15 protein-coding genes are annotated in these 19729 nt (G+C 52.1%); 12 read left to right on the forward strand and 3 right to left on the reverse strand.

All coding sequences use genetic code 11. The features are described 5' to 3' along the window. Both HY774_12555 and HY774_12560 read right to left on the reverse strand, forming a co-directional pair. On the reverse strand, positions 1 to 371 hold a 371-nt coding region (locus HY774_12555), incomplete at its 3' end, for a hypothetical protein (GenBank protein MBI4749314.1). A 263-nt stretch (positions 372 to 634) separates the two neighbouring features. Next, positions 635 to 1510, reverse strand: coding sequence for a sterol desaturase family protein (locus HY774_12560; GenBank protein MBI4749315.1), 876 nt, complete (start codon positions 1508 to 1510; stop codon positions 635 to 637). Between the two features lie 83 nt (positions 1511 to 1593). Here HY774_12560 and HY774_12565 point away from each other — a divergent pair, with 83 nt between their 5' ends. Then, positions 1594 to 2382 carry a helix-turn-helix transcriptional regulator gene (locus tag HY774_12565; GenBank protein ID MBI4749316.1) on the forward strand — a complete coding sequence of 263 codons (789 nt, stop codon included), beginning with the start codon at positions 1594 to 1596 and terminating at the stop codon, positions 2380 to 2382. A 290-nt stretch (positions 2383 to 2672) separates the two neighbouring features. Here the strand turns inward: HY774_12565 and HY774_12570 are convergent, their stop codons facing one another. Then, the gene (locus HY774_12570; protein MBI4749317.1) at positions 2673 to 4271 is read right to left on the reverse strand and encodes a multicopper oxidase domain-containing protein; all 1599 of its coding nucleotides are present in this window, start codon (positions 4269 to 4271) and stop codon (positions 2673 to 2675) included. A 713-nt stretch (positions 4272 to 4984) separates the two neighbouring features. Here HY774_12570 and HY774_12575 point away from each other — a divergent pair. From HY774_12575 to HY774_12625, 11 genes are all read left to right on the forward strand, one after another. Beyond that, positions 4985 to 5410, forward strand: a complete 426-nt coding sequence (locus HY774_12575) for a BlaI/MecI/CopY family transcriptional regulator (GenBank protein MBI4749318.1) — start codon at positions 4985 to 4987, stop codon at positions 5408 to 5410. Beyond that, positions 5407 to 6486 (forward strand): M48 family metalloprotease, encoded by a 1080-nt coding sequence (locus HY774_12580; protein MBI4749319.1) that lies wholly within the window; start codon positions 5407 to 5409, stop codon positions 6484 to 6486. Before HY774_12575 ends, HY774_12580 begins: the two co-directional genes overlap by 4 nt. A gap of 78 nt (positions 6487 to 6564) precedes the next feature. Further along, positions 6565 to 7047 carry a hypothetical protein gene (locus tag HY774_12585; protein MBI4749320.1) on the forward strand — a complete coding sequence of 161 codons (483 nt, stop codon included), beginning with the start codon at positions 6565 to 6567 and terminating at the stop codon, positions 7045 to 7047. Between the two features lie 135 nt (positions 7048 to 7182). Next, a complete protein-coding gene (locus HY774_12590) occupies positions 7183 to 8505 on the forward strand; it encodes an efflux RND transporter periplasmic adaptor subunit (protein ID MBI4749321.1) in 1323 nt (440 codons plus the stop codon). Between the two features lie 25 nt (positions 8506 to 8530). Next, positions 8531 to 11629 (forward strand): efflux RND transporter permease subunit, encoded by a 3099-nt coding sequence (locus HY774_12595; protein MBI4749322.1) that lies wholly within the window; start codon positions 8531 to 8533, stop codon positions 11627 to 11629. Positions 11630 to 11745: 116 nt separating this feature from the next. Further along, complete coding sequence (locus tag HY774_12600) at positions 11746 to 12000, forward strand: hypothetical protein (GenBank protein MBI4749323.1); 255 nt, start codon at positions 11746 to 11748, stop codon at positions 11998 to 12000. Between the two features lie 117 nt (positions 12001 to 12117). Further along, the gene (grpE, locus tag HY774_12605) at positions 12118 to 12870 is read left to right on the forward strand and encodes a nucleotide exchange factor GrpE (protein ID MBI4749324.1); all 753 of its coding nucleotides are present in this window, start codon (positions 12118 to 12120) and stop codon (positions 12868 to 12870) included. Next, entirely contained in the window at positions 12863 to 14566 is a 1704-nt protein-coding gene (locus tag HY774_12610; GenBank protein MBI4749325.1) for an Hsp70 family protein, read from the forward strand. The genes grpE and HY774_12610 overlap by 8 nt, the downstream gene beginning before the upstream one ends. Before the next feature lie 123 nt (positions 14567 to 14689). Then, complete coding sequence (locus HY774_12615) at positions 14690 to 17002, forward strand: tetratricopeptide repeat protein (GenBank protein ID MBI4749326.1); 2313 nt, start codon at positions 14690 to 14692, stop codon at positions 17000 to 17002. 89 nt (positions 17003 to 17091) lie between these two features. Then, positions 17092 to 17445 carry a DnaJ domain-containing protein gene (locus HY774_12620; GenBank protein MBI4749327.1) on the forward strand — a complete coding sequence of 118 codons (354 nt, stop codon included), beginning with the start codon at positions 17092 to 17094 and terminating at the stop codon, positions 17443 to 17445. A 107-nt stretch (positions 17446 to 17552) separates the two neighbouring features. Further along, positions 17553 to 19460, forward strand: coding sequence for a TolC family protein (locus HY774_12625; GenBank protein ID MBI4749328.1), 1908 nt, complete (start codon positions 17553 to 17555; stop codon positions 19458 to 19460). The last annotated feature ends 269 nt before the right edge of the window (positions 19461 to 19729 follow it).

Below are 19729 nucleotides of genomic sequence, written 5' to 3' on the forward strand. Positions count from 1 at the left end.
CCCGGCCAGTACTCATATTTCTTCACCAGCCCGCTTTCCTTCGCCACCTCATGCAGTGTTTGGAACATTGCCCGGATCGGCTCTGGCTTCACCTCGTCGAGCACCGCTCTCATCTGTCCATCTCCCACCAACCCCTTGATCTGGTAGATGCTTTTCAAGTTCTCCTGTTCCGGCTTCGTTTGTTCTCCAAACTCCAGCAACGACGCTTTTTTCAGCGAAAACATCGCAAACCCACTCCGCAGGATGTCTCCCAACTCATAGGTCCGATTATTGGCTCGATAGTCCTCGATTTCATCGAACTTCGCGCTGACTTTCCCGAAGACTTCTTCAAATGTTCGCTCTTTGATTCCCGGTTGTTTGGTGTTTGTCATCCCTTCAGTTTATCTTTTTTGGCTTTTGTTTTCCAAACAAAGAATTGCTGGCGGTCGTATTAGAAAATAGTTAAGTCATTCAATAAAATGAACTTAGTGATCTACTGACTACTGACTACTGACTATAAACTGGTATAATTCAGTATTGAACCTTCGGTGACTGGCAGGCTGGAGGCACGTATGAATCAGACAGATAATGTCACACAGATCAACGAATTGATGATCCTGGTTCGTGAAATAAGCGCCCGGCTGTAATCCACGCCTCATTTCCGGCTGGCTGACAGACTGGTCCAACCTTTCAACGGCCAGCGGAGTTGGGCGGAATAGGCGGTTGGAAAGTCTGGTTCGCCTTCAATTCCGACATCCCTGGTGGTGAGATGTCCAGAATGGCTGCGATAGGTCTTGAACAGCAAATCCCAAACAGCGAAAAAAGCGCCGAAATTGACATTGCTCCGGTCCGCTTCCTTTTGATGATGCCAGCGATGGAGTTCAGCTACGCAAAACACGAACCGCAACCACCCGGCGCGGTAGTCGATGTTCCCATGCTGCAACATCATATTGATTCCGAGAATCGCCAAGGCGCCGACCACGACCGGATACGGCGCGCCAAGCACCAGGACGAGCGTCACCCCTGGCACCCCTTCCAGAACCTGGTGAAGAGGATGGCGCTTTTCACCATTGACCCAATACAATCGCTTTGAACTGTGATGAACAGCGTGAAACCTCCACAAAATTTCGTTGGAGTGGCTCCATCGGTGGACCAGATACAAAAACAGGTCAATGATTGCCAAACAGACACCGACTTGAAGCGCAAGCGGCCATTCAACCGGCCACCAGTCGGCGAATAGAAGGCGGTCAACCAACACTGCGTACAGCATCAGGCTGACTTGTTTGATGCCGAAGTTCACCAGGTAGTGAAGAACGTCGGTCAGCGTATCGTGGTGGCTGTGATTCCAATCGGGTTCATAGGGCAACAGCCGTTCGAGACACCCGACACAGAGGGCGGAAACGACCATAACCGGCAAGACGACCTGAATTGACTGGAGTCCCGCCCCCAACCCCAGGATAATGATTGCCCCGCCGCCGAGCACCAACGTGGGGTAAATGAAAAATGACAAAACGGATTTGAGAAGCGTCATGATACCTTTCAATCTTGAATGAGTGATGGCGACCAGTTTGAAATCTATCACCCACTTTTTTGGAATACTTGAACGATTCAGCTATGCAGGAACGAGGCAAGTGGAAAGGCAATTTTACGCTCTGGTCCGGCGGGGGCGGATATGTCGGCACATCATCCGATACGAAGGTTCACGCCCATCACGCCATCCAATTGTGTTTTGCGCTTGAAGGATCCTTCAATCTCCGGTCCAGCCCATCACGAAAATGGGAAGCGTTCTCAGCGGCGTTGGTCGCCCCAGATGCGCCACATCAACTTGACGGCAGCGGCCATCGAATAGTTTTGGTGTACCTCGACCCCGAATCCGAAGCTGCCAGCCGGATCCGGACCCGGTTCACCGATGCGGCCATCCAACCAGTACCAGTTCAAACTCTGTCACCGTTGCTGGAGAAGATATATACCGAAGCTGGGCCCCAAGCCGACCTGATTCCGCTTTTCAACGCGATGGTCACGTCACTTGGCGGCGAAGCCAGCGTGCCGGGTTCGATGGATCCGCGAATTGCCCAGGCGACCAGGCTTTTGAATTCATCTGCTGAAGCGATTCCGACACTGCGGGAACTTGCCCAAAAGGTTCATTTGTCGCCGAGCCGCCTCGGACATTTGTTTCGAGCGCAGACGGGCCTCCCGCTTCGTTGTTACCGGCTTTGGCTCAGACTGCGACGGGCGCTTGACGCGTTGAACCAGACCGGTTCCCTCACCACTGCCGCCCACTCAGCCGCATTTGCCGATTCAGCCCATTTCAGCCGGACGTTTCGCCGAATGTTCGGTATCACACCGTCGGAATTAGCGGTTGAGCGGCAGACGCAACCCAGCAGGTCATATGCGCCAAGATAATACCAATTAGGGTTCAGGATTGCAGGGAAATACAATTGTTTCAATGGTTTAGCTGTTTGGTAATGCGAGTGCTTCATTGCAAAATGGGATGAAACACATTGGCCGGGTTCAGTAAAGATGTATGAAAGGAAATGTGGCTGGCGGTAATAAAAGCCACTCCTCGGTTACAATATTGGTTCCGGCGTTTTCGCCCACACAACCGATGGTCACCAGTCAAATCCCAACCAATCCATCCATTTTGAAGCGTCCCAAGGGTGAGTTTTTTTCTTGCCTTCAGTCCACTCTTGGTTTCAGGCACGAATCAGGAAATTGCGCATCATTCCGGCATCTTCGTGCTCCAGATTGTGGCAGTGGTAGACAAACAGACCGCTGTAATCCTCAAATTTGAGCAGCAATTTTACCCGCTCACCAGGCATGAGCAAAACCGTGTCTTTCCACCCTTCATCCACGTATCCGGCCCGCACCGTGTTCCAACCGGAAGCGAATCCCGGCGTGATTTGCCGTTCGATCACCTGGAATTGCACGCCATGAATGTGGATCGGATGCATCATCCGCATGCCCATCATTCGGGCGGAACCGGCATCATTGACGAGGTTCCATGCCTCCAGTGTGCCGAGTTGAACAATTTCGTTCTCGGCTACCTCATTCATTGCAAACCGCCGCCCATTGAGGACCCACGCCATCCGGTTAAAGGACGTGCTGAAGGTTCGTGGCTTGTCCCGGTTGACCGCATCTTCCAATCGATGACGGGAAATCGTGGACAAAGTGGAGGGCACTGCAAATTTTCCAACCTTTTCTTTCCTGACTACCACCACATTCATCACCGTGAAGGGAGCGCCGTTCGTCAGGGATGCCCCACCGCCCATCATCCCACTCTCCGCACCTGAAAAGCCCAGGCTCAACAGCCGCATGGTTGATCCAACCGGGAACTTTTGGAAATCAACCACGATCTCGATCCGTTCACCTGGAGCCAGCATGACATACTCGCGCCAAAGTGGTGCTTCCAACAGCCCGCCATCCGTCCCGATCACAGCCATTGGTGCGCCATGACTCCAGGCGAGTTTGTAGACGCGCGAATTTGATCCGTTTACCAAACGCAACCGATACGCCCGCGTGGCCACCGGGAGGACGTAATCAGGTTTTCCGTTGACCAGAATTTGATTGCCCAGAAAACCATCCATCCCATTCATCATTCCGCCCGTCTGGTAGGAAAGCTGATGGTTGCCGTCAAAAAGACGATCCTGAATCACCAGCGGAAGGTCGTGCTCACCGGAAGGAAGCCGGGTGGCTGATTCTTCATCGTCTGAAACCAGAAAGAGACCGGCTAATCCATGGTAGACTTGCGGCCCAGTGCGTCCATCCGGATGTGGGTGAAACCAGTAAGTACCCGCCCGATTCCGAACCTGGAACTCGTAGACATAGATTTGACCCGGATTGATGAGATAACGCGGATGGGCGTCCATCTCGGATGATAGACGCAGACCGTGCCAGTGAATCACCGAAGCCTCCGGCAAGTCATTCCGAAAGTTGATGCGGATGTTTTGCCCTTGATGAACCCGGATAACCGGCCCCAGGTAACTACCGGCGATGGTTTCAATAGACCCAGAATCACCCTTGAGCAAAGCTGCCTGATAGGTCCAAACCCGAGTCGGCTGACCCGGGAAAAGGGAAACGTCGGCTGGAGTTGCCTGTAAGTCAATTTCAACGTCCGGGTCAAAGGTGCTGCTGGTTTGAAATGCGGTCGCTGGTGAATCGGCTTTTATTGATGAGAATGGAAAACCCTCTGTCCCCAAGACCGTCACGCCCAGCGTTGCCAGTTGCAGAAAATCTCTTCGATTGAGAATTCTGTTGCCCTTGATTTCATCAAATGGGTTGAAGCTACGTTTCATACAGCTAAACCTCCCTCCCGTTCACCGTTTTTCCTGCCTTTCAGATGTGAAGACGAATTGACGAATTGAACCTGTCCGCCCTTCCGCCTTCTGAAAAGTGACGGCAATTGCAATGCCACACCTGGGAAGTTGGCAAGACCCTCTCAATGGCCTTGAAATAATACCAATTTAGAATAAAGAATGGTTTAAATCCATTGATTTCAAATATTTAATAATTTCCTAATGCGAGAGTTCCATTCCAAAATGGGATGACTGTTTTTTTAACCTATTTTCACCAGTTTTGGGTCTCCAGGTCTGGGAAGTTTCACCTATATTGGGTATTTCCCAACTATGTTGGGAAATACCCAAAAATCCGTCCTGCGACACGCTCTACTCAGTTTCCTAATGGTATTTGCGTTCCATGCCGGAGGTCCTCCCCAAATGAGAATGCTAGTTTGAATAAGTACCTTGTCATAAATTTCCTGAGATATTGGACTTGGTAAGTGTTTGATTCTTTTCGTGTATTTCGTGTGTTTCGTGGTTCAAAATGTCTGGAAATTTTCAGTAAGGTACTTAACATATCCTGGCCGAAAATCTATGGATGTCCCGGTGTCCGAATTTGCTGAAGAAGTCACCGAAACATACTCTAATCTATCAACTATTGACAGTAGTTGTTTGAGTACCTATAGTGCCTACCTCTCATTATTTTTTCACCTCGTAAGACCTCACCGACCATGCCGAAGTTTTCACTTAGAGGATTTAAAACTGACCGTCAGGGCGCCAGCCACGTGCTGGGCGAATTGGAGACCGTCATCATGGAACTCCTCTGGCAGCAGCCCCAGCAAACCGTTTCTGAAGTAGAAACCCGTCTTGCCCACAGCCGGACCATCGCCCATACCACGGTATTGACAACGCTTGACCGACTCCATCGCAAAGGCTATCTGACACGCGAAAAGGAGGGGAAAGCGTTCGTCTATGCCCCGACCTATACCCGCCAGGAATTTGAACGCGGAATGGCCGAAGAGGTCCTGAGTGCTATCTTGAAAGGAATTGGTGAACCGGCACTGTCCACGTTTGTGGATATGATCGGTGAAGACGAAGCCCAGTTGAACAAGCTGGAAGCCTTGATTCAGGAAAAACGAAAGGACCGGCAGTCATGAATATTTCGCCGTGGGCGCTCCTGCTGGCCGGTATTGAGAATTTTGTCCTGATCAACACAGGTCTGTCCGGGCTTGTGTTTTTTCTGATTGGCATCATCCGGGCAAGTGGACAGTTGACCACCTGGCATCCGTTGAGACAATCGCGGTTGTACGCATCAGCCATGGTCTTCCCCGCTGTTTTTTCAGGCTGGCTGGTGCTGGCGTCCTTGCTGCCGGTGGGCTGGATGAACCGGTCACAATGGGCCACCCACCACACGGAACCCCATACCCTGCATTTGTTAAATGCCCTGACTTCGAGTTTTGACCCAGCCCTGGAATATTCCACCTTCCTGTTTCTGGTTGGAGCAACTGTCATCGCTGGCCTGGTGGCAGTCCAGGCGTATGTCCGTATCGGAAGCCTGGTGCGATGTCTTGAAATCGGCGGCGAGCCCATCTCAACTGAGCAAATGGAACAAGTGAACCACCTGTGCCACCAGCATGGGTTGGAAGTTGGATTGGTCTGCAGCCGGCGTCCGTTTTCGTTTGTATGGGGCTATTTCAAATCAAAATTGATTGTGTCAACCGGGCTGCTCAATAGCCTGACCAGAGAGGAGCTGGCGGCTTTGCTTCACCACGAAGCCGCCCACCACCACCGTCGTGACAATTTGTTGAAGTGGTTGCTGACGATGTGCCGGTACAGTTCGTGTGCCTTTCCCCTGACGAATGTCGTGTATCGCTGGTGGAGCCATTCGGTTGAAATGATTTGTGATGAGGTCGCCGCCGAACGCACTCACCCATTGGAAGTGGCCGAGGCGCTGGTGAAAATCAAGCGACTGGCGGGCACTCTCCCGATGGGTCCCCAGGCCGGGCAATCAGCGTTCTTTGGTGACACCGCTCACCATTTGGAACACCGCATTCATCATCTGGTCGGGTTGCTGGACTCTCAAGAACGCGTCTCGGTAGCACGGCTATCCCACTCCTGGACTGGTTCCGCTCTGTGGCTGACCGCCATGTTTGGGGCCGTGTTAGTGGGGGTGTTTGCCATTTCGCCGCTGGCCATCCACCGACTCGTGGAACAATTCCTCCACCAATTTTGACCTTTGTCGGTTGGATCAATTTTTTCGCGGGTTCAGATTTTCAAAAACTATCGTCGGTAGTTTTCGGGAGAATGAGGAATGAACAGAAAACCACCAATTTGGGCACTGGCCAGCCCGTTCTTTTCAATGAAAACAGTTGCCACCATTTGTCTTGCGGGCCTGGCATTCGGAATCGGAATGACCGGGTGTTCACCTCAAGCCCCACCCCAAGTCCATTCCGAAGCCGAGGAAGAAGCACTGGCTCGCACTGAGTTTACCAGCCGGATTGAGAATTTTTTTGAGTACGAACCACTGAAAGCCAATCGCAAAAGCCAGTTTTTGATTCATCTCACCGATTTAACCGACGGTTCGCCAGTTGAAAAAGCCGAGGTCGTGCTTTCGATCCGAAGAAAAGGGCAACCATCTGAAATCGCTCAAACCAGAGCCCGCATCGGGAAAGTCACGGGAATCTATGTGGCCGATGTCGCAATTTCCAATTCAGGACAGTACGACATTGAATTTCACGTCAAAAACAACAAGCTCGATGAACGGCTGACCGTGACTGATTTTCAGGTTGAGTAATACCAATTTAGGTCAGGGTATCGGGGTCAGGGAAATACAATTTTCTCAATAACTTAACCTTGCCGTAATACGGTGGGTCCATTCCAAAATGGTATAACCGCCAATCGAATCATTGCCATACCGGAGAACATCGTCATGGGAATCCCCGATCTTTCACCAGCCCCGAAGGTCACTCCTGAAAATCCAACGCCACAGACTGGCCAAAAAATGTCCTGGGTTCTCTGGCTGACCGTCCTGATGCTGGTTGCAAGCATCCTGACGGCTGCCCTGTGGCGGCGACCAGGCTCCGTTGTGGAAGAACCACCCGTGGCCGCTCAAAGTACCGGTACGGTCAAGTTCCTGATGGAACAGCAATGGCTCATCCGGATGAAACTGGCACTGGTTGAGGCAAAAACTGTCGCCCGTCAGATCACTTCCACCGGGCGGGTCGTGGCAACGCCGGAACGCCAGGCCGTGGTGTCGCCTCCGGTTGAAGGCATCATTACCGATTCGCACCCCCTTCCCCGGATTGGTCAAGCGGTTTCCAAAGGGCAATTGCTGGCGATCTTGCAGCAAACACCGACAGCCGGAGACGCCGGACAAATTTCCGCCGCCAACGCCCAGGTCCGAATTGAAAACGCCCGGCTGGAAGCTGAACGCCGCCAGTTGGCCCAGGATGTCAATAAAACCCAGGCCCGGTTGACACTGGCCAAAAATGAGTATGACCGGGCGCAAAAGCTCCACCGGGATGGAATCGTCTCACTGAGTGAAGCACAAACAGCGGAGACCGAATTGAAAGCTGCGGAAGCAGATTTCATCGCCGCCCAAAACCAGTTGCAGGCTTTAAACAACTCCTCAACCATTGCCCCTGCGGAAGAAACCACGCGGGTTGAAATCCGGTCACCACTGACCGGCACGATTACAGCCGTTCATAAATCGCTCGGCGAACGCGCCGCTTCCGGAGAAGCCATGTTTGAAATTGTCAGTCTGGATGAGGTTTGGGTGGAAGCTCCGCTCTTTGAAAAGGACCTGCACCGGCTGGCAATCGGTAAAACGGCGTTTTTTACAACCGTGGCCGTCCCCGACGTGGAATACACCGGGAGTCTCGTCAATATTGGATCCGTGATTGACGAGCACCTCCGGGCGGCAACGGTGATTTTTTCAGTTCCGAATCCCCGCCGTGAACTCCGCATCGGGATGCAGGCCAATGTTCGGCTTGATGCCGGTGACCAGGTCGAAGCCACGCTGATTCCGCGTGAAGCCGTGCTCGATCACGAAGGAAAGAAAATCGTGTACGTGCTGCTTTCAGGCGAAGAGTTTGAACGACGCGAAGTCAAGGTTGGCGATGAATACGGCCCAACCATTGCCATTCTTGCTGGGCTCAAGCCAGGGGAGCGAGTCGTTACTCAGGGCGCCTATCAACTCAAACTTCAGGAACTCAGACCCGCAAACGCCGGCGCCCATACCCACGAAACCTGACCCGGCACTCCGAGCCCCAAACCCTATGCTGAATAAAATCATTGACTGGTCCCTCAACAACCGGCTGCTGGTCATCATCGCAGCCGGTGTGCTGCTGGTGTATGGCGGCGTAGTTGCATTTCAGACACAGGTTGACGTGTTCCCCGATTTAACCGCACCAACCGTCACCATTCTGACTGAAAGCCACGGTCTGGCCCCCGAAGAAGTCGAATCGCTGGTTTCACTGCCGATTGAATCCGCCATGAACGGCACGGCGGGGGTGTTTCGGGTGCGGTCCAACTCAGCCATCGGCATTTCGCTGGTGTTTGTGGAATTCCAGTTTGGCACCGACATTTATCGTGCCCGGCAACTGGTAACGGAAAAGCTCCAGCAGGTTCGACTTCCAGAAGGTGTGTCTCCGCCGACATTGGGGCCGATTTCCTCGACCATGGGCGAAATCATGCTCATTTCAATGACCAGCACCACAACCACGCCGATGGAGCTTCGCTCTCTGGCAGACTGGACTGTTCGCCCGCGACTACTCGGAGTCACCGGAGTCTCTCAGGTAATGATCATTGGTGGCGAAACCAAACAATTCCAGGTTTTGGTGAACCCGGCCAAACTGGCTGACTATCAAATTAGCCTCAAAGAAGTCACAGACGCGGTGATTGCCGCCACGGCCAACGCGCCCGGCGGATTTTTAGAGCGTCCGAATGAAGAATTTCTGATCCGGGGCCGTGCCAGAATTCATTCCATTGAGGACCTGGCTCATTCAGTCATTACCGTCCGCGAGACCGTACCAGTGCTGGTCAAAAATGTGGCAACGGTTCAAATCGGCCCGGCACTCAAACGCGGAGATGGAAGCTTTAACGCCCAACCAGCCGTGGTGGCCACCATTCAGAAACAGCCGAATGCCAACACCCTTGAAGTCTCCAGCCAGATTGAAGCGACGCTGGCCAGCCTGAAACCAACCCTTCCACCAGATGTCACGATTGATACCAAAGCCTTCCAGCAAGCTGATTTCATCAAGCGGGCGATTGGCAACGTGCAGCGAGCATTGCTCGAAGGGGGCATCCTTGTCACCGTCATTTTGTTTCTGTTTTTGTGGAATTTCCGAACGACGTTCATCAGTCTGACTGCCATTCCACTTTCACTCATCGCAGCGGTCCTGGCCATGAACTATTTTGGGATGAGCATCAACACCATGACGCTCGGTGGACTGGCCATTGCCATCGGGGAACTGGTGGATGATGCCATTGTGGACGTGGAAAACGTCTTTCGTCGGTTGAAACAAAATACCCAATCTGCCCAGGCGGAACCAGTGATTCGAGTTATCTTCAAAGCTTCAAGCGAAATCCGAAACTCGATTGTGTTTGCCACGCTGATCATTGTGCTGGTGTTTATTCCGCTGTTTAGTCTGAGCGGGTTTGAAGGGCGGATGTTTGCGCCGCTTGCATTTGCCTACATTATCTCAATTCTGGCATCGCTCGTGGTCGCACTGACCGTGACTCCGGTGCTGTGTTATTACCTGCTGACCCGTTCGGAGTTGCTCCATCACGAAACTGACTCACGGTTCGTGGTATGGCTCAAACGCCATTACACCCGGTTGCTTGACTGGACACTGCATCATCCCTACCAGATTATCGGGGCCTCCGGCGTGATGCTCCTGGCGGCTTTGGCCATCATCCCGCTGATGGGAAAGGAGTTTTTGCCTCCGTTCAATGAAGGCACGCTCAATATCAACGTCAATCTGCCGCCTGGAACCTCGCTCAACGAATCAACCCGGATCGGCACCATCGTTGAAAACATGCTGCATCAAATACCGGAGGTTGTCAGCACGACCCGTCGGACCGGGCGAGCGGAACTGGATGAACACGCCGCTGGAGTCAACACCAGTGAAATCGAAGTGGTCACCGAGGAAAAAAATCGCCCGCACGCCGAAGTCATGGAAGAAGTCCGCCAAAACCTGAGCCGGATTCCCGGCGCATCAGTCGAGGTCGGCCAGCCGATTTCACACCGCATTGACCATTTGCTTTCGGGTACACGGGCACAAATTGCAATTAAGATTTTTGGCCCGGATCTGGCAACCCTTCGCTCCAAAGCCGAAGAAGTTCGAGCGGCAATGGAAACCGTGCCCGGAATCGTTGACCTGATCGTTGAGCCGCAAGTTGGTGTGCCGCAAGTTCAAATCAATCTCAATCGCCAGGCAGCGGCGGCGGTTGGATTGCAGGCTGCAGATTTAGCCGAAACCGTGGATACCGCCTTCAACGGCCACATTGCAGCCCAGGTGCTCGAAGAGCAGCGAACCTATGACGTGCTGGTTCGACTTGAAGATTCCGCCCGCCAGTCGGTCGAAAGCATCGGCAAGACATTGATTGACACCCCGATTGGGGCCAGGGTTCCAATCAGTCAGGTGGCTGAAATTCGAACTGATCAAGGGCCAAATACCATCAACCGGGAAAATGTCCAGCGCCGCATCATTGTTCAGGCCAATGTTGCCGGGCGTGATTTGGGAAGCGTCATTGAGGATGTTAAAACCGCTATTTCTCGAACAGTTCCCATGCCGCAAGGCTACTATGTGCAATATGGCGGACAGTTTGAGTCACAAGAACGCGCCTCGCGGCAAATCCTGATTCTGTCGCTGGTTTCCATCGGCGGCATTTTTTTCTTGCTCTATCTGGCCTTGAAATCGAGCCGGTCAGCATTGCTCGTGATGGTCAACCTTCCGCTAGCGCTTATCGGAGGTATTGTCATGGTCTTTGTGTCCGGTGGAACGCTTTCAGTCGCATCCATGGTTGGATTCATCACGTTGTTTGGAATCGCCACCCGCAACGGGATTATGCTCATCACCCACTATCTGCATTTGATCCAGGAAGAATCCCTCGATTTCCGGGAGGCGATTGTTCAGGGGTCACTGGAACGGTTGAGTCCAATCTTGATGACTGCCCTGGTGACCGGTATCGGCCTGATCCCGCTTGCGCTCGGCAAAGGTGAGCCGGGCAAGGAAATCCAGCAACCGATGGCCGTTGTCATTTTAGGTGGTATTGTGACCTCCACGTTTCTCAATATGGTGGTCATTCCAGCCTTGTTTTTGAAATTCGGTGGGGTCGCCAGGTATCTTCGAGAAACGCAACCTTCCGAATAAGAATCACCAGCACCAACACCTGATGCCAGGTGAATTCACAAAATTGGCCTGGATAGCTTGAGCAGCTATGATGAAATCTTGATTCATTCCATTTCTGCTCCAGGAGCTTGCTACTGATGATCAATCCGCAACTTACCTATTTTGCGTTGCTGGTGATTCAGGCACTCCACCTGTTACACCACCGACTTGCCAAACGACATATCAGTTTTGCTGAAGTAATTTCGGCAGCCGTCCTCTGTGTTCCTCCATCATTGTTGCTTCCAGCCTGGTTGTTTGTGCTGACCCATGGCGTCCTCATCGCGGTGCAGATCATTGGAAGCCTTTGGATCCAAAAACTTTCCCCGCACTGGGAAACACCGCTGCAAAAGTGAACCGTCCGTCACTACACCCTCCCTACTTGCCTGTACAACCCAAAAAGAAAATGATAAGGTGGCGCGTTTTAATTGACTTGCCCATTCCGGGCTATACCCACCTGAAAGAATCTGCTTATGTCTGCTTCGGACCTTGACGAAGATCTTGACCATTCCGACGACGAATTTGAGGACGAAGAGGAAGAGGAAACCCTCGAAGACCTGATTGTCAATCTGGCTGACGAATTGCGCCGGGTTGGCCGCGAAGTGTTTAAAGTCAACCGGGCGGTTGACCGCAACCAGGAACTCTTTGAAGACGCCCTCAAGGAACTGCGCCGACTCAACCGCGACGCAACCAAAGCTGCCGCCTCAGTTGATTCCAGTGCGATTGAACAAGCTGTCCTTGAAACCAAAGCCTCGCTGTGCAAAGAGTTGCTTGGTGTGCTTGACGGACTCGAACTCAGCCTGGCTTCGGCCAAAGACATCGTCACGCAACTCGAAATCGCGCTTGATGAAAACACAACGATGGCTGAGGAAGTGGCCGTGAATTTTGAGACACTTTCTCATTCCTTCCCACCCGAGGTATTGGCCTGGTTTTCCCTCGCCCGCACCTTCCGCTGGGATGTGACCGACACCGCCAATTCATTCAATCAATGGCTTGAGGGTCAACACATGGTCATTCGTCGGTTTCTGGCTGTTTTAGCCGCTGTTGGAGTAGAACCGATTGATTCAGTTGGATACCGCTTTATGCCGGACCGACACAAAGCCGTGTCGGTTGAAATCCGAACCGATGTTCCAGCAGGAACCATCGTTGATGAAGAAGTGAAGGGCTATACCCTGGACGGGAAAATTCTTCGCTTCGCAGAGGTGATCGTAACTCGTTATGAGTAAAACAGTTGGCATTGATCTTGGCACCACCAATTCACTGGTGGCCATTCTTGAAAACGGCATTCCCCGCATTCTGGAGCGCAATGGTGAGCGCCTGATTCCCTCCGTTGTCGGCCTGTCAGATGAAGGCGAATTCATTGTCGGACAGGCAGCGCTCAACCAGTATGTCCTGGCACCAGAACGAACCATTCGCTCGATTAAACGCAAAATGGGCTCGACCGAGAAAGTTCAACTCGGGGACAAATCCTATCTGCCGGAAGAAATTTCAGCTTTTATTTTGACCTATCTCAAGAAAATGGCTGAGGAACTGCTGGGTGAGCCGGTCACGGAAGCGGTGATTACGGTTCCGGCCTACTTTAACGACCTCCAACGCCAGGCCACCAAACGCGCTGGCGAACTGGCCGGCCTCAATGTCATTCGCATTATTAACGAACCGACGGCAGCGGCGCTGGCCTACGGCATTGACCGTCAGGAAGACCAGTACCTGCTGGTCTATGATTTGGGCGGCGGTACGTTTGACGTGTCAGTGATTGAACAACAGGGCGAAATCCTCGAAGTCCGCGCCAGCAATGGAAACGTCAATCTCGGCGGTGATGACTTTGACGAAAAACTGCTCGAACACCTGCTGCTGCACCTCTCCACTTCTCACCGCTATGACTTCAAAGCGGATCGGCGGGCCATGGCGCGCCTGAGTCGGGCTGCCGAGCGGGCCAAAGTGGTCCTGTCCGATGCCCCCTATGCCCAGGCAGTCGAAGAGTTTCTGGCCCGGTATGACGGCAACATTGCCCACCTCAACGTTGAAGTCAATCGCGATGAATTTGAAGAACTCATTGCGGAACAACTTGATTCGACCTGCGATCTGATTGACAAAGCGCTGACCGATGCCGAACTCAAAGCTGAGCAGCTCAAGCGAGTGTTGCTGGTGGGCGGTTCATCGCGAATTCCGATGGTGCGTGAACTGTTGGAAGAACATCTGGGCCTGGAACCCTCAATGGAAGTCAATCCGGACGAAGCCGTGGCGCTCGGGGCCGCTGTTCAAGCCGGCATCATCAAAGGCGACTCAATCGCAGCCATGTTGATTGACGTCGCACCACACAGCCTGGGGATCGAAGTCGCCGAACTCTTTATGACCAACATGGTGCCAGGTCGGTTTGCGCCGTTGATTCACCGCAATACCACGATTCCCACCACCAAATCCGAGCGGTTTTTTACCATTACTCCCACCCAGGACACGGTTGAAGTCAAAGTTTTTCAAGGCGAAAAAATGATTTGCGCGGAAAATACTTCGCTTGGAAGCTTTCAATTTACCGATATTCCACCGTCGGAAGACCCCGAACGTCCCCGCGAAATCATCGTCCAGTTTAGTTATAACCTGGACGGCATCCTCGAAGTCTCAGCCTTTGATCGGCATGGGAAACGCAAGGAATCGCTGGTCCTCAACACGCTTGCCACCCAACGGGCAGCATCCGAGCCTGAACAAACCGCGCACTTTGAACCTGAGCTTGAACGCACCATCAAGGATGCCATTGGGGATGCCACCCGGATGGAAACCCAGCTTGAGGCTGACGGGAAAAAGAAAGCGGCTGAAAAAATCCGCACTGTCCGCCACAGATTGGAAAAAGCCCACGCTGAAGGCAAAGAACCACAAGCTCGCAAAGCACTCGAAAAGCTTGAAGATATGCTGTACGAGTATGAATAGGGCTGAGGGCTGAGGACTGAGGGCTGAAGAATTGGTTTTATTTCATCCCCCATCCTTCATCCCCCATCCCTTCGATTGCCCCAAGCCCTCAGCCCCAGTTCTTCATTCTTCAATTTGTGATTTATGGGAAAGAAACACCACCAGAAAAATAAACCAGCGCCAAAAATTGATCTTTCGGAAGTGTTGAATCGGATACAGGTCAATCTGGTCGACAAGCAACCCGAAGAAGCACTCAAAGGGTTGCGGCGGTTGGAAACTCATCTTCGACAGGCTGAAGCCAAACCAGGCAGTGCCGATCCGGCGTTGATTGCCGCCAAACCACAGATTCACTCGCTGCTGGCCAAAGCCAATTTTGCCAGTGCATTACAGGCAACGGATCCGGTGCAAAAAAATGCCTTTCTGGAAGAGGCCATTAAACGGTCGCCGGCTGATGCAGGATATCTCTTCACGGCTGGGGCCACGGCACTTGTCCAGGGAAATCCCAAACTGGCCCTCGACCGCTTTCAGAGAGTACACCAGCTTGCGCCAGGAAATCGGTTGATGGAGCGAGCCCAACTGACCGCGTGGCTGGTGGCTGGTCAAACCCGTGAAGTTCGTGATTTCCTTAGACGCCTGACACCAGAACAAACCACACCCACCCACCAGCGGATTGAATTTTTGCGGAGTGCCCTGACTGGCGGTCTCGAACCCACAACAACCCAGCCAGTCAAACCAGTCCAGACCAAAAAATCGAAACCCACCACTGACACAGCGTTTTCAACCCTTGAAACACCCGTGTTTTCTGGGTGGACAGCTCTACTGCAAGGGAATGAACCTGAGGCGTTGACTCAATTTGCAAACCTTCCAGTTATCACCCATCACCTGAGCAAAACTGAAGCTGCCGTACTGGGGAGCCAGTCATTTTATGCCGGTTGGATGCAGATTCGCGCCGGAGAACTCAAATCGGCATTGATGAATTTGAGCGAAGCCCACCGCATTGCGTCCGCCTCTGGGCTGACGTTACCCTGGGTCACTCGCCTCAAACCCTGCTTTTTTGCGCTGGCAGATCAGGCACTCCAGACCGATCAGCTTGATATTGCAATGGCAGTTTGGGAATTGCTCCACCAATTGGAGCCCACCAACGAAGCCATCAAAAAGAATCTGGCGTTTGCCTTTCAAATCAAAGCCGGCGAAGCCTGGAAGCAACAAAACCTGCCGGAAGCAATTGAATTCTGGAAAAGATCCTATGGAGGCTCTAAAGACGAACAAACCCTTAAACATCTGGCCATTGCGCTGGAACAATCAGAAAAGATTGACGAATCAATTTCATACTGGAAGCAATACCTTCAGCGACAACGCCAGCAACTCAAATCAAGGGGAACTGATACCGCGTTTAAACAATCGCTGGTCCAACTGACGGAACATGTCTTGGATTTGATGTTGTCCACAGATCGTCCCAATCACGAAGTATTTCAGGAGCTCGATAACGGTCTCAAACTCGACCCGACCAACCTTGAATTGCGCAAAATCGGGGCCGAAATCTATATGGGGCTTGGCAAGACCCAGCAGGCGCTCAAACATATCGAGGTCATTGAACGCGCTCACGGGGCCTCGGTGGATATCCTGATATTGAAAGGCTTTATTTTGGGCCCTGAGAAAAAGAATTTCGACAAAGCATTTGCCTGCTTTGAGCAAGCCTATCAACTGGACCCAGACAATCCACGCGCCCAGGCAGTCTATGGGCTTGGCCTCAATCGAGCTGGAATCAATGCTGAAGAGCGTGGCGATACGAAATCAGCCATTGAGTTTTATGAAAAAGCACTCACCATCAATCCCAGCTTTACTCCTTCGTTACTATCGTTGCTGTTGCTCTACCTGACTCAGAAGGATCAGGTAAAGGCTGATGAAACCATCGCCCGACTTCTGGCGACGGAGCACAATAAAGCCGGCATCCACCTTTCTATTGCAAGCGCCTTGATGAAATATGGCGATCCAAAACAGGGCGAGAACCACATCAAACAAGCATTGAAACTGGACTCATCGGCTGAGACTATTTATGACATCGGCGAGATTTATCTTAACGCCAACCGGATGAAAGAAGCTCATAAGTACTTTGATCGCCTGCTCAAGCAAGAAGATATCGAACCGGCACTGGATGTGGTCTCCCTGTTTGGAAAGGAAGGCATGTACCAGGAAGCCCTTGGGTATTGCGACAAAATCGCCAAAGCCTTCCCGATTGACCCGGAACCGCACTTTGCCAAAGCATTTTTTCTGACCGAGCAACTGGAACTGACCAAAGCCTATGCCGAGCTTGAGGCAGCAGAACGCAAAGCACTCAAGTATGACCCGCTGGACCGGCTCCCTGAAATCCGGATGCAAAAGAATGGAATTCAAAAGGTGCTGGATCTGATGAAAAGCCTGCCTCCAGGCGGCCCGAAATTCCCATTTAGTTTTTAAGTGCCAGTCCTGTGCTCGCGGAAAGAGTGGTTGTGGTAAAAACTTGATCCTTCTCGTGTTTTTCGTGGTTAAAATAGAAGATTTTCGTTATGAACAAACTTCCAAGCGTTGAAAATCCATATGCCGTGCTGGGAATCAGCCGTGATGCCAGCGAAATCGAAATCAAGCAAGCATATTTTGGGCTGGTGCGTGAGCACTCACCTGAGCACGATCCCGAAGGATTTAAACGAATCCGGGCAGCGTATGACAAAATCCGGTCTGCCAAAACCCGCACCGAAACCGATCTGTTTCTGGTTGAATCACCCACGCTGGCCGATCTCCGCGCACAGTTTATTCGCACCTCGGTACCGTTGCCGGAACTGACACCGGAACTGATCAAGGCAGATTTGTTGGCCTTGGAAACCACTTTGATTTATGAAGAAGTTGTAATGAGTCTTCAATAGATTGAAACTATCCCAAAATTGAAGACGTATCTGGCGGCAATTCCAAAACACCTGCTTTTCAAATCATCTAAAATCAAACGGATTCATCTTTCGAGGAGAGCAAACTGATGCTTAGTCTGACCCTTACGTTTCGTCGCTTGAGTGCCGCGACGCTCTCAGCCCTATTGCTTGGAGGCAGCTCACTTCCTGCCCTGGCCCAGAATCCCAATCCGACACCGGAATCGCTGGTTGCCGTCAACACCCCAACCGATGGCATTGTTCGAACGCAACCGCCCGCCACCTCAACGTCTACTCAAGATTCAGCCACCAGTACCGCCAAACAAGAACCAAAAGCGGTTGATACCTTGCCAACGGAACGCGTCGGCGTGGATCGAAGCAAAGTGCTCAAACTGGCCCTCCACGATGCGATTTTGATGGCGCTCAACAGCAACATTGATATCGAAGTTGAGCGCGGCAACGTTCAGATTGCCCAGTATGATATGGAAGGCTCGCGCGGCGCCTATGATCCATTGCTCAGCTCGCAATTCAATTTCAATTCGTCAGTGACACCGGAAACCCGAACGTTTGTGGGTGCCCAGGGGGGATCGGTCGCCAGCAAGCAACTAGATTTCAACGCCGCGCTTCGCCAGTCGCTTACAACGGGTGGAAATTATCAAATCAGTTTTAACAACTCGCGCCAGCAAACCAACGCTCAATCCCAGGGATTAAATCCGCAATACTTTTCCGAACTGCGCTTTCAATTTACCCAGCCGTTAATGCGCAACTACCGCTCCAGCCAGAACGAGCGGTTGATCAAGATCAACAAAAAGCAATTGACGCTCAGTGACAGTGCTTTCCGCCAACGCGTGATCACCACGATTTCACGTGTCCAGGCGGCCTACTGGGATCTGGTGTTTGCCATCCGTAACAGCCAGATTTCCCGCGAAGCGGTTGAACTGGCCGACGTCACGCTACGCAATAACCTCCGTCAGGTTGAAGTCGGCACGCTCGCCCCAATCGAAATTGTCTCAGCTCGCGCCGATCTTGAAAGCCGCAAAGACACCGCCATTTCAGCCCTCCAGCAAGTGACAATTGCTGAAAACGCGCTCAAAGCGTTGATTTTGGGCGACCCACTGGCTGACCAGTGGAACGCGGTGATTGAACCAACCGAAAAAGTGGAGTTTACCGCGATTGACATTACCCTGGATGACGCGATTAAAAGTGCCTTGCAAAATCGCCCGGAAGTGGAACAAATCAAGCTTCGACAAGAGCTGAAAAATGTTGACCTTCAATTCTTCCGTAATCAGGAAAAACCACAGGTTGATTTTGTTGCCAGCTATATACTCTCTGGATTAGCCGGTCAAACTTCGAGTGATTCATCCTCGTTCGCACCACAGACAGCCGCCGATCAATTACGTTCGTCAATCTACTCGTTCAACCAGCAACTGGGTCAGCCGACTCTGATCAATCCAATTACCCGACAGCAACAGTCTGTCATCCCAGACCGCTTTGTGGGTGGGTATGGAGCAGCGTTGTCAAATGTCTTTTCATTTGATTTCCGAAGCTACAACCTGGGTGTGAATTTTAGCTTTTCATTTCGCAACCGGACCGCCAAAGCCAATATCGGTCGTACCCTGGCTGAAAATCGCCAACTGCAGGCTCAGGAACGGCAAACAGTGCAGACGATTCAAGCCGAAGTTCGCAACGCCGTCCAGGCCGTGCTCTCAGCCCGGCAACGCTATGAAGCCGCCCGCGCCGCTCGCATTGCGGCCAAAGAACAGCTTGAAGGCGAACAGAAAAAGTACGAAGCTGGTATTTCAAACAACTTCTTTGTGTTGGATCGCCAGACGCGATTTTCAAACGCCCAGGGGCAGGAAATCCGGGCGCTGACTGACTACAACAAGAGCATTTCCGAATTGCAGCGCGTGACTTCGACCACCCTGTCAGTCAACAACATTCAAGTCACGTCAAACCCAGACCAGGATCCAAATCAGCCGGCTGGGACCACCGAGTCACCGTCACGTACCAACGATTAAAATACATCCTTGAGAGTATCCCTTCTTTTTGTTTGTTCTCCCCTTTAACCTCAAAGTATCCTCCGTTCCACGTGAACGGAGGATTTTTTTTCTTTGAAAATCAACAAGCAGCAAGCCGTAAACGACCTGCCTCAATTCAACCTCCACTACGCGGCGAAAACCTCTTTTCGAAAACCCTGAACCCTGAACCCTGAACCCTGAACCCTTAACCCTGAACCCTGAACCCTGAACCCTGAACCCTGAACCCTGAACCCTGAACCCTGAACCCT

The sequence above is a fragment of the Acidobacteriota bacterium genome (assembly GCA_016208495.1).
Taxonomy (GTDB): domain Bacteria; phylum Acidobacteriota; class Blastocatellia; order Chloracidobacteriales; family Chloracidobacteriaceae; genus JACQXX01.

Coding starts and splice junctions, on each gene's coding strand:
- HY774_12560 (MBI4749315.1), bottom strand. CDS start 1,510: ATGACGCTTCTCAAATCCGTTTTGTCATTTTTCATTTACCCCACGTTG.
- HY774_12565 (MBI4749316.1), top strand. CDS start 1,594: ATGCAGGAACGAGGCAAGTGGAAAGGCAATTTTACGCTCTGGTCCGGC.
- HY774_12570 (MBI4749317.1), bottom strand. CDS start 4,271: ATGAAACGTAGCTTCAACCCATTTGATGAAATCAAGGGCAACAGAATT.
- HY774_12575 (MBI4749318.1), top strand. CDS start 4,985: ATGCCGAAGTTTTCACTTAGAGGATTTAAAACTGACCGTCAGGGCGCC.
- HY774_12580 (MBI4749319.1), top strand. CDS start 5,407: ATGAATATTTCGCCGTGGGCGCTCCTGCTGGCCGGTATTGAGAATTTT.
- HY774_12585 (MBI4749320.1), top strand. CDS start 6,565: ATGAACAGAAAACCACCAATTTGGGCACTGGCCAGCCCGTTCTTTTCA.
- HY774_12590 (MBI4749321.1), top strand. CDS start 7,183: ATGGGAATCCCCGATCTTTCACCAGCCCCGAAGGTCACTCCTGAAAAT.
- HY774_12595 (MBI4749322.1), top strand. CDS start 8,531: ATGCTGAATAAAATCATTGACTGGTCCCTCAACAACCGGCTGCTGGTC.
- HY774_12600 (MBI4749323.1), top strand. CDS start 11,746: ATGATCAATCCGCAACTTACCTATTTTGCGTTGCTGGTGATTCAGGCA.
- grpE (MBI4749324.1), top strand. CDS start 12,118: ATGTCTGCTTCGGACCTTGACGAAGATCTTGACCATTCCGACGACGAA.
- HY774_12610 (MBI4749325.1), top strand. CDS start 12,863: ATGAGTAAAACAGTTGGCATTGATCTTGGCACCACCAATTCACTGGTG.
- HY774_12615 (MBI4749326.1), top strand. CDS start 14,690: ATGGGAAAGAAACACCACCAGAAAAATAAACCAGCGCCAAAAATTGAT.
- HY774_12620 (MBI4749327.1), top strand. CDS start 17,092: ATGAACAAACTTCCAAGCGTTGAAAATCCATATGCCGTGCTGGGAATC.
- HY774_12625 (MBI4749328.1), top strand. CDS start 17,553: ATGCTTAGTCTGACCCTTACGTTTCGTCGCTTGAGTGCCGCGACGCTC.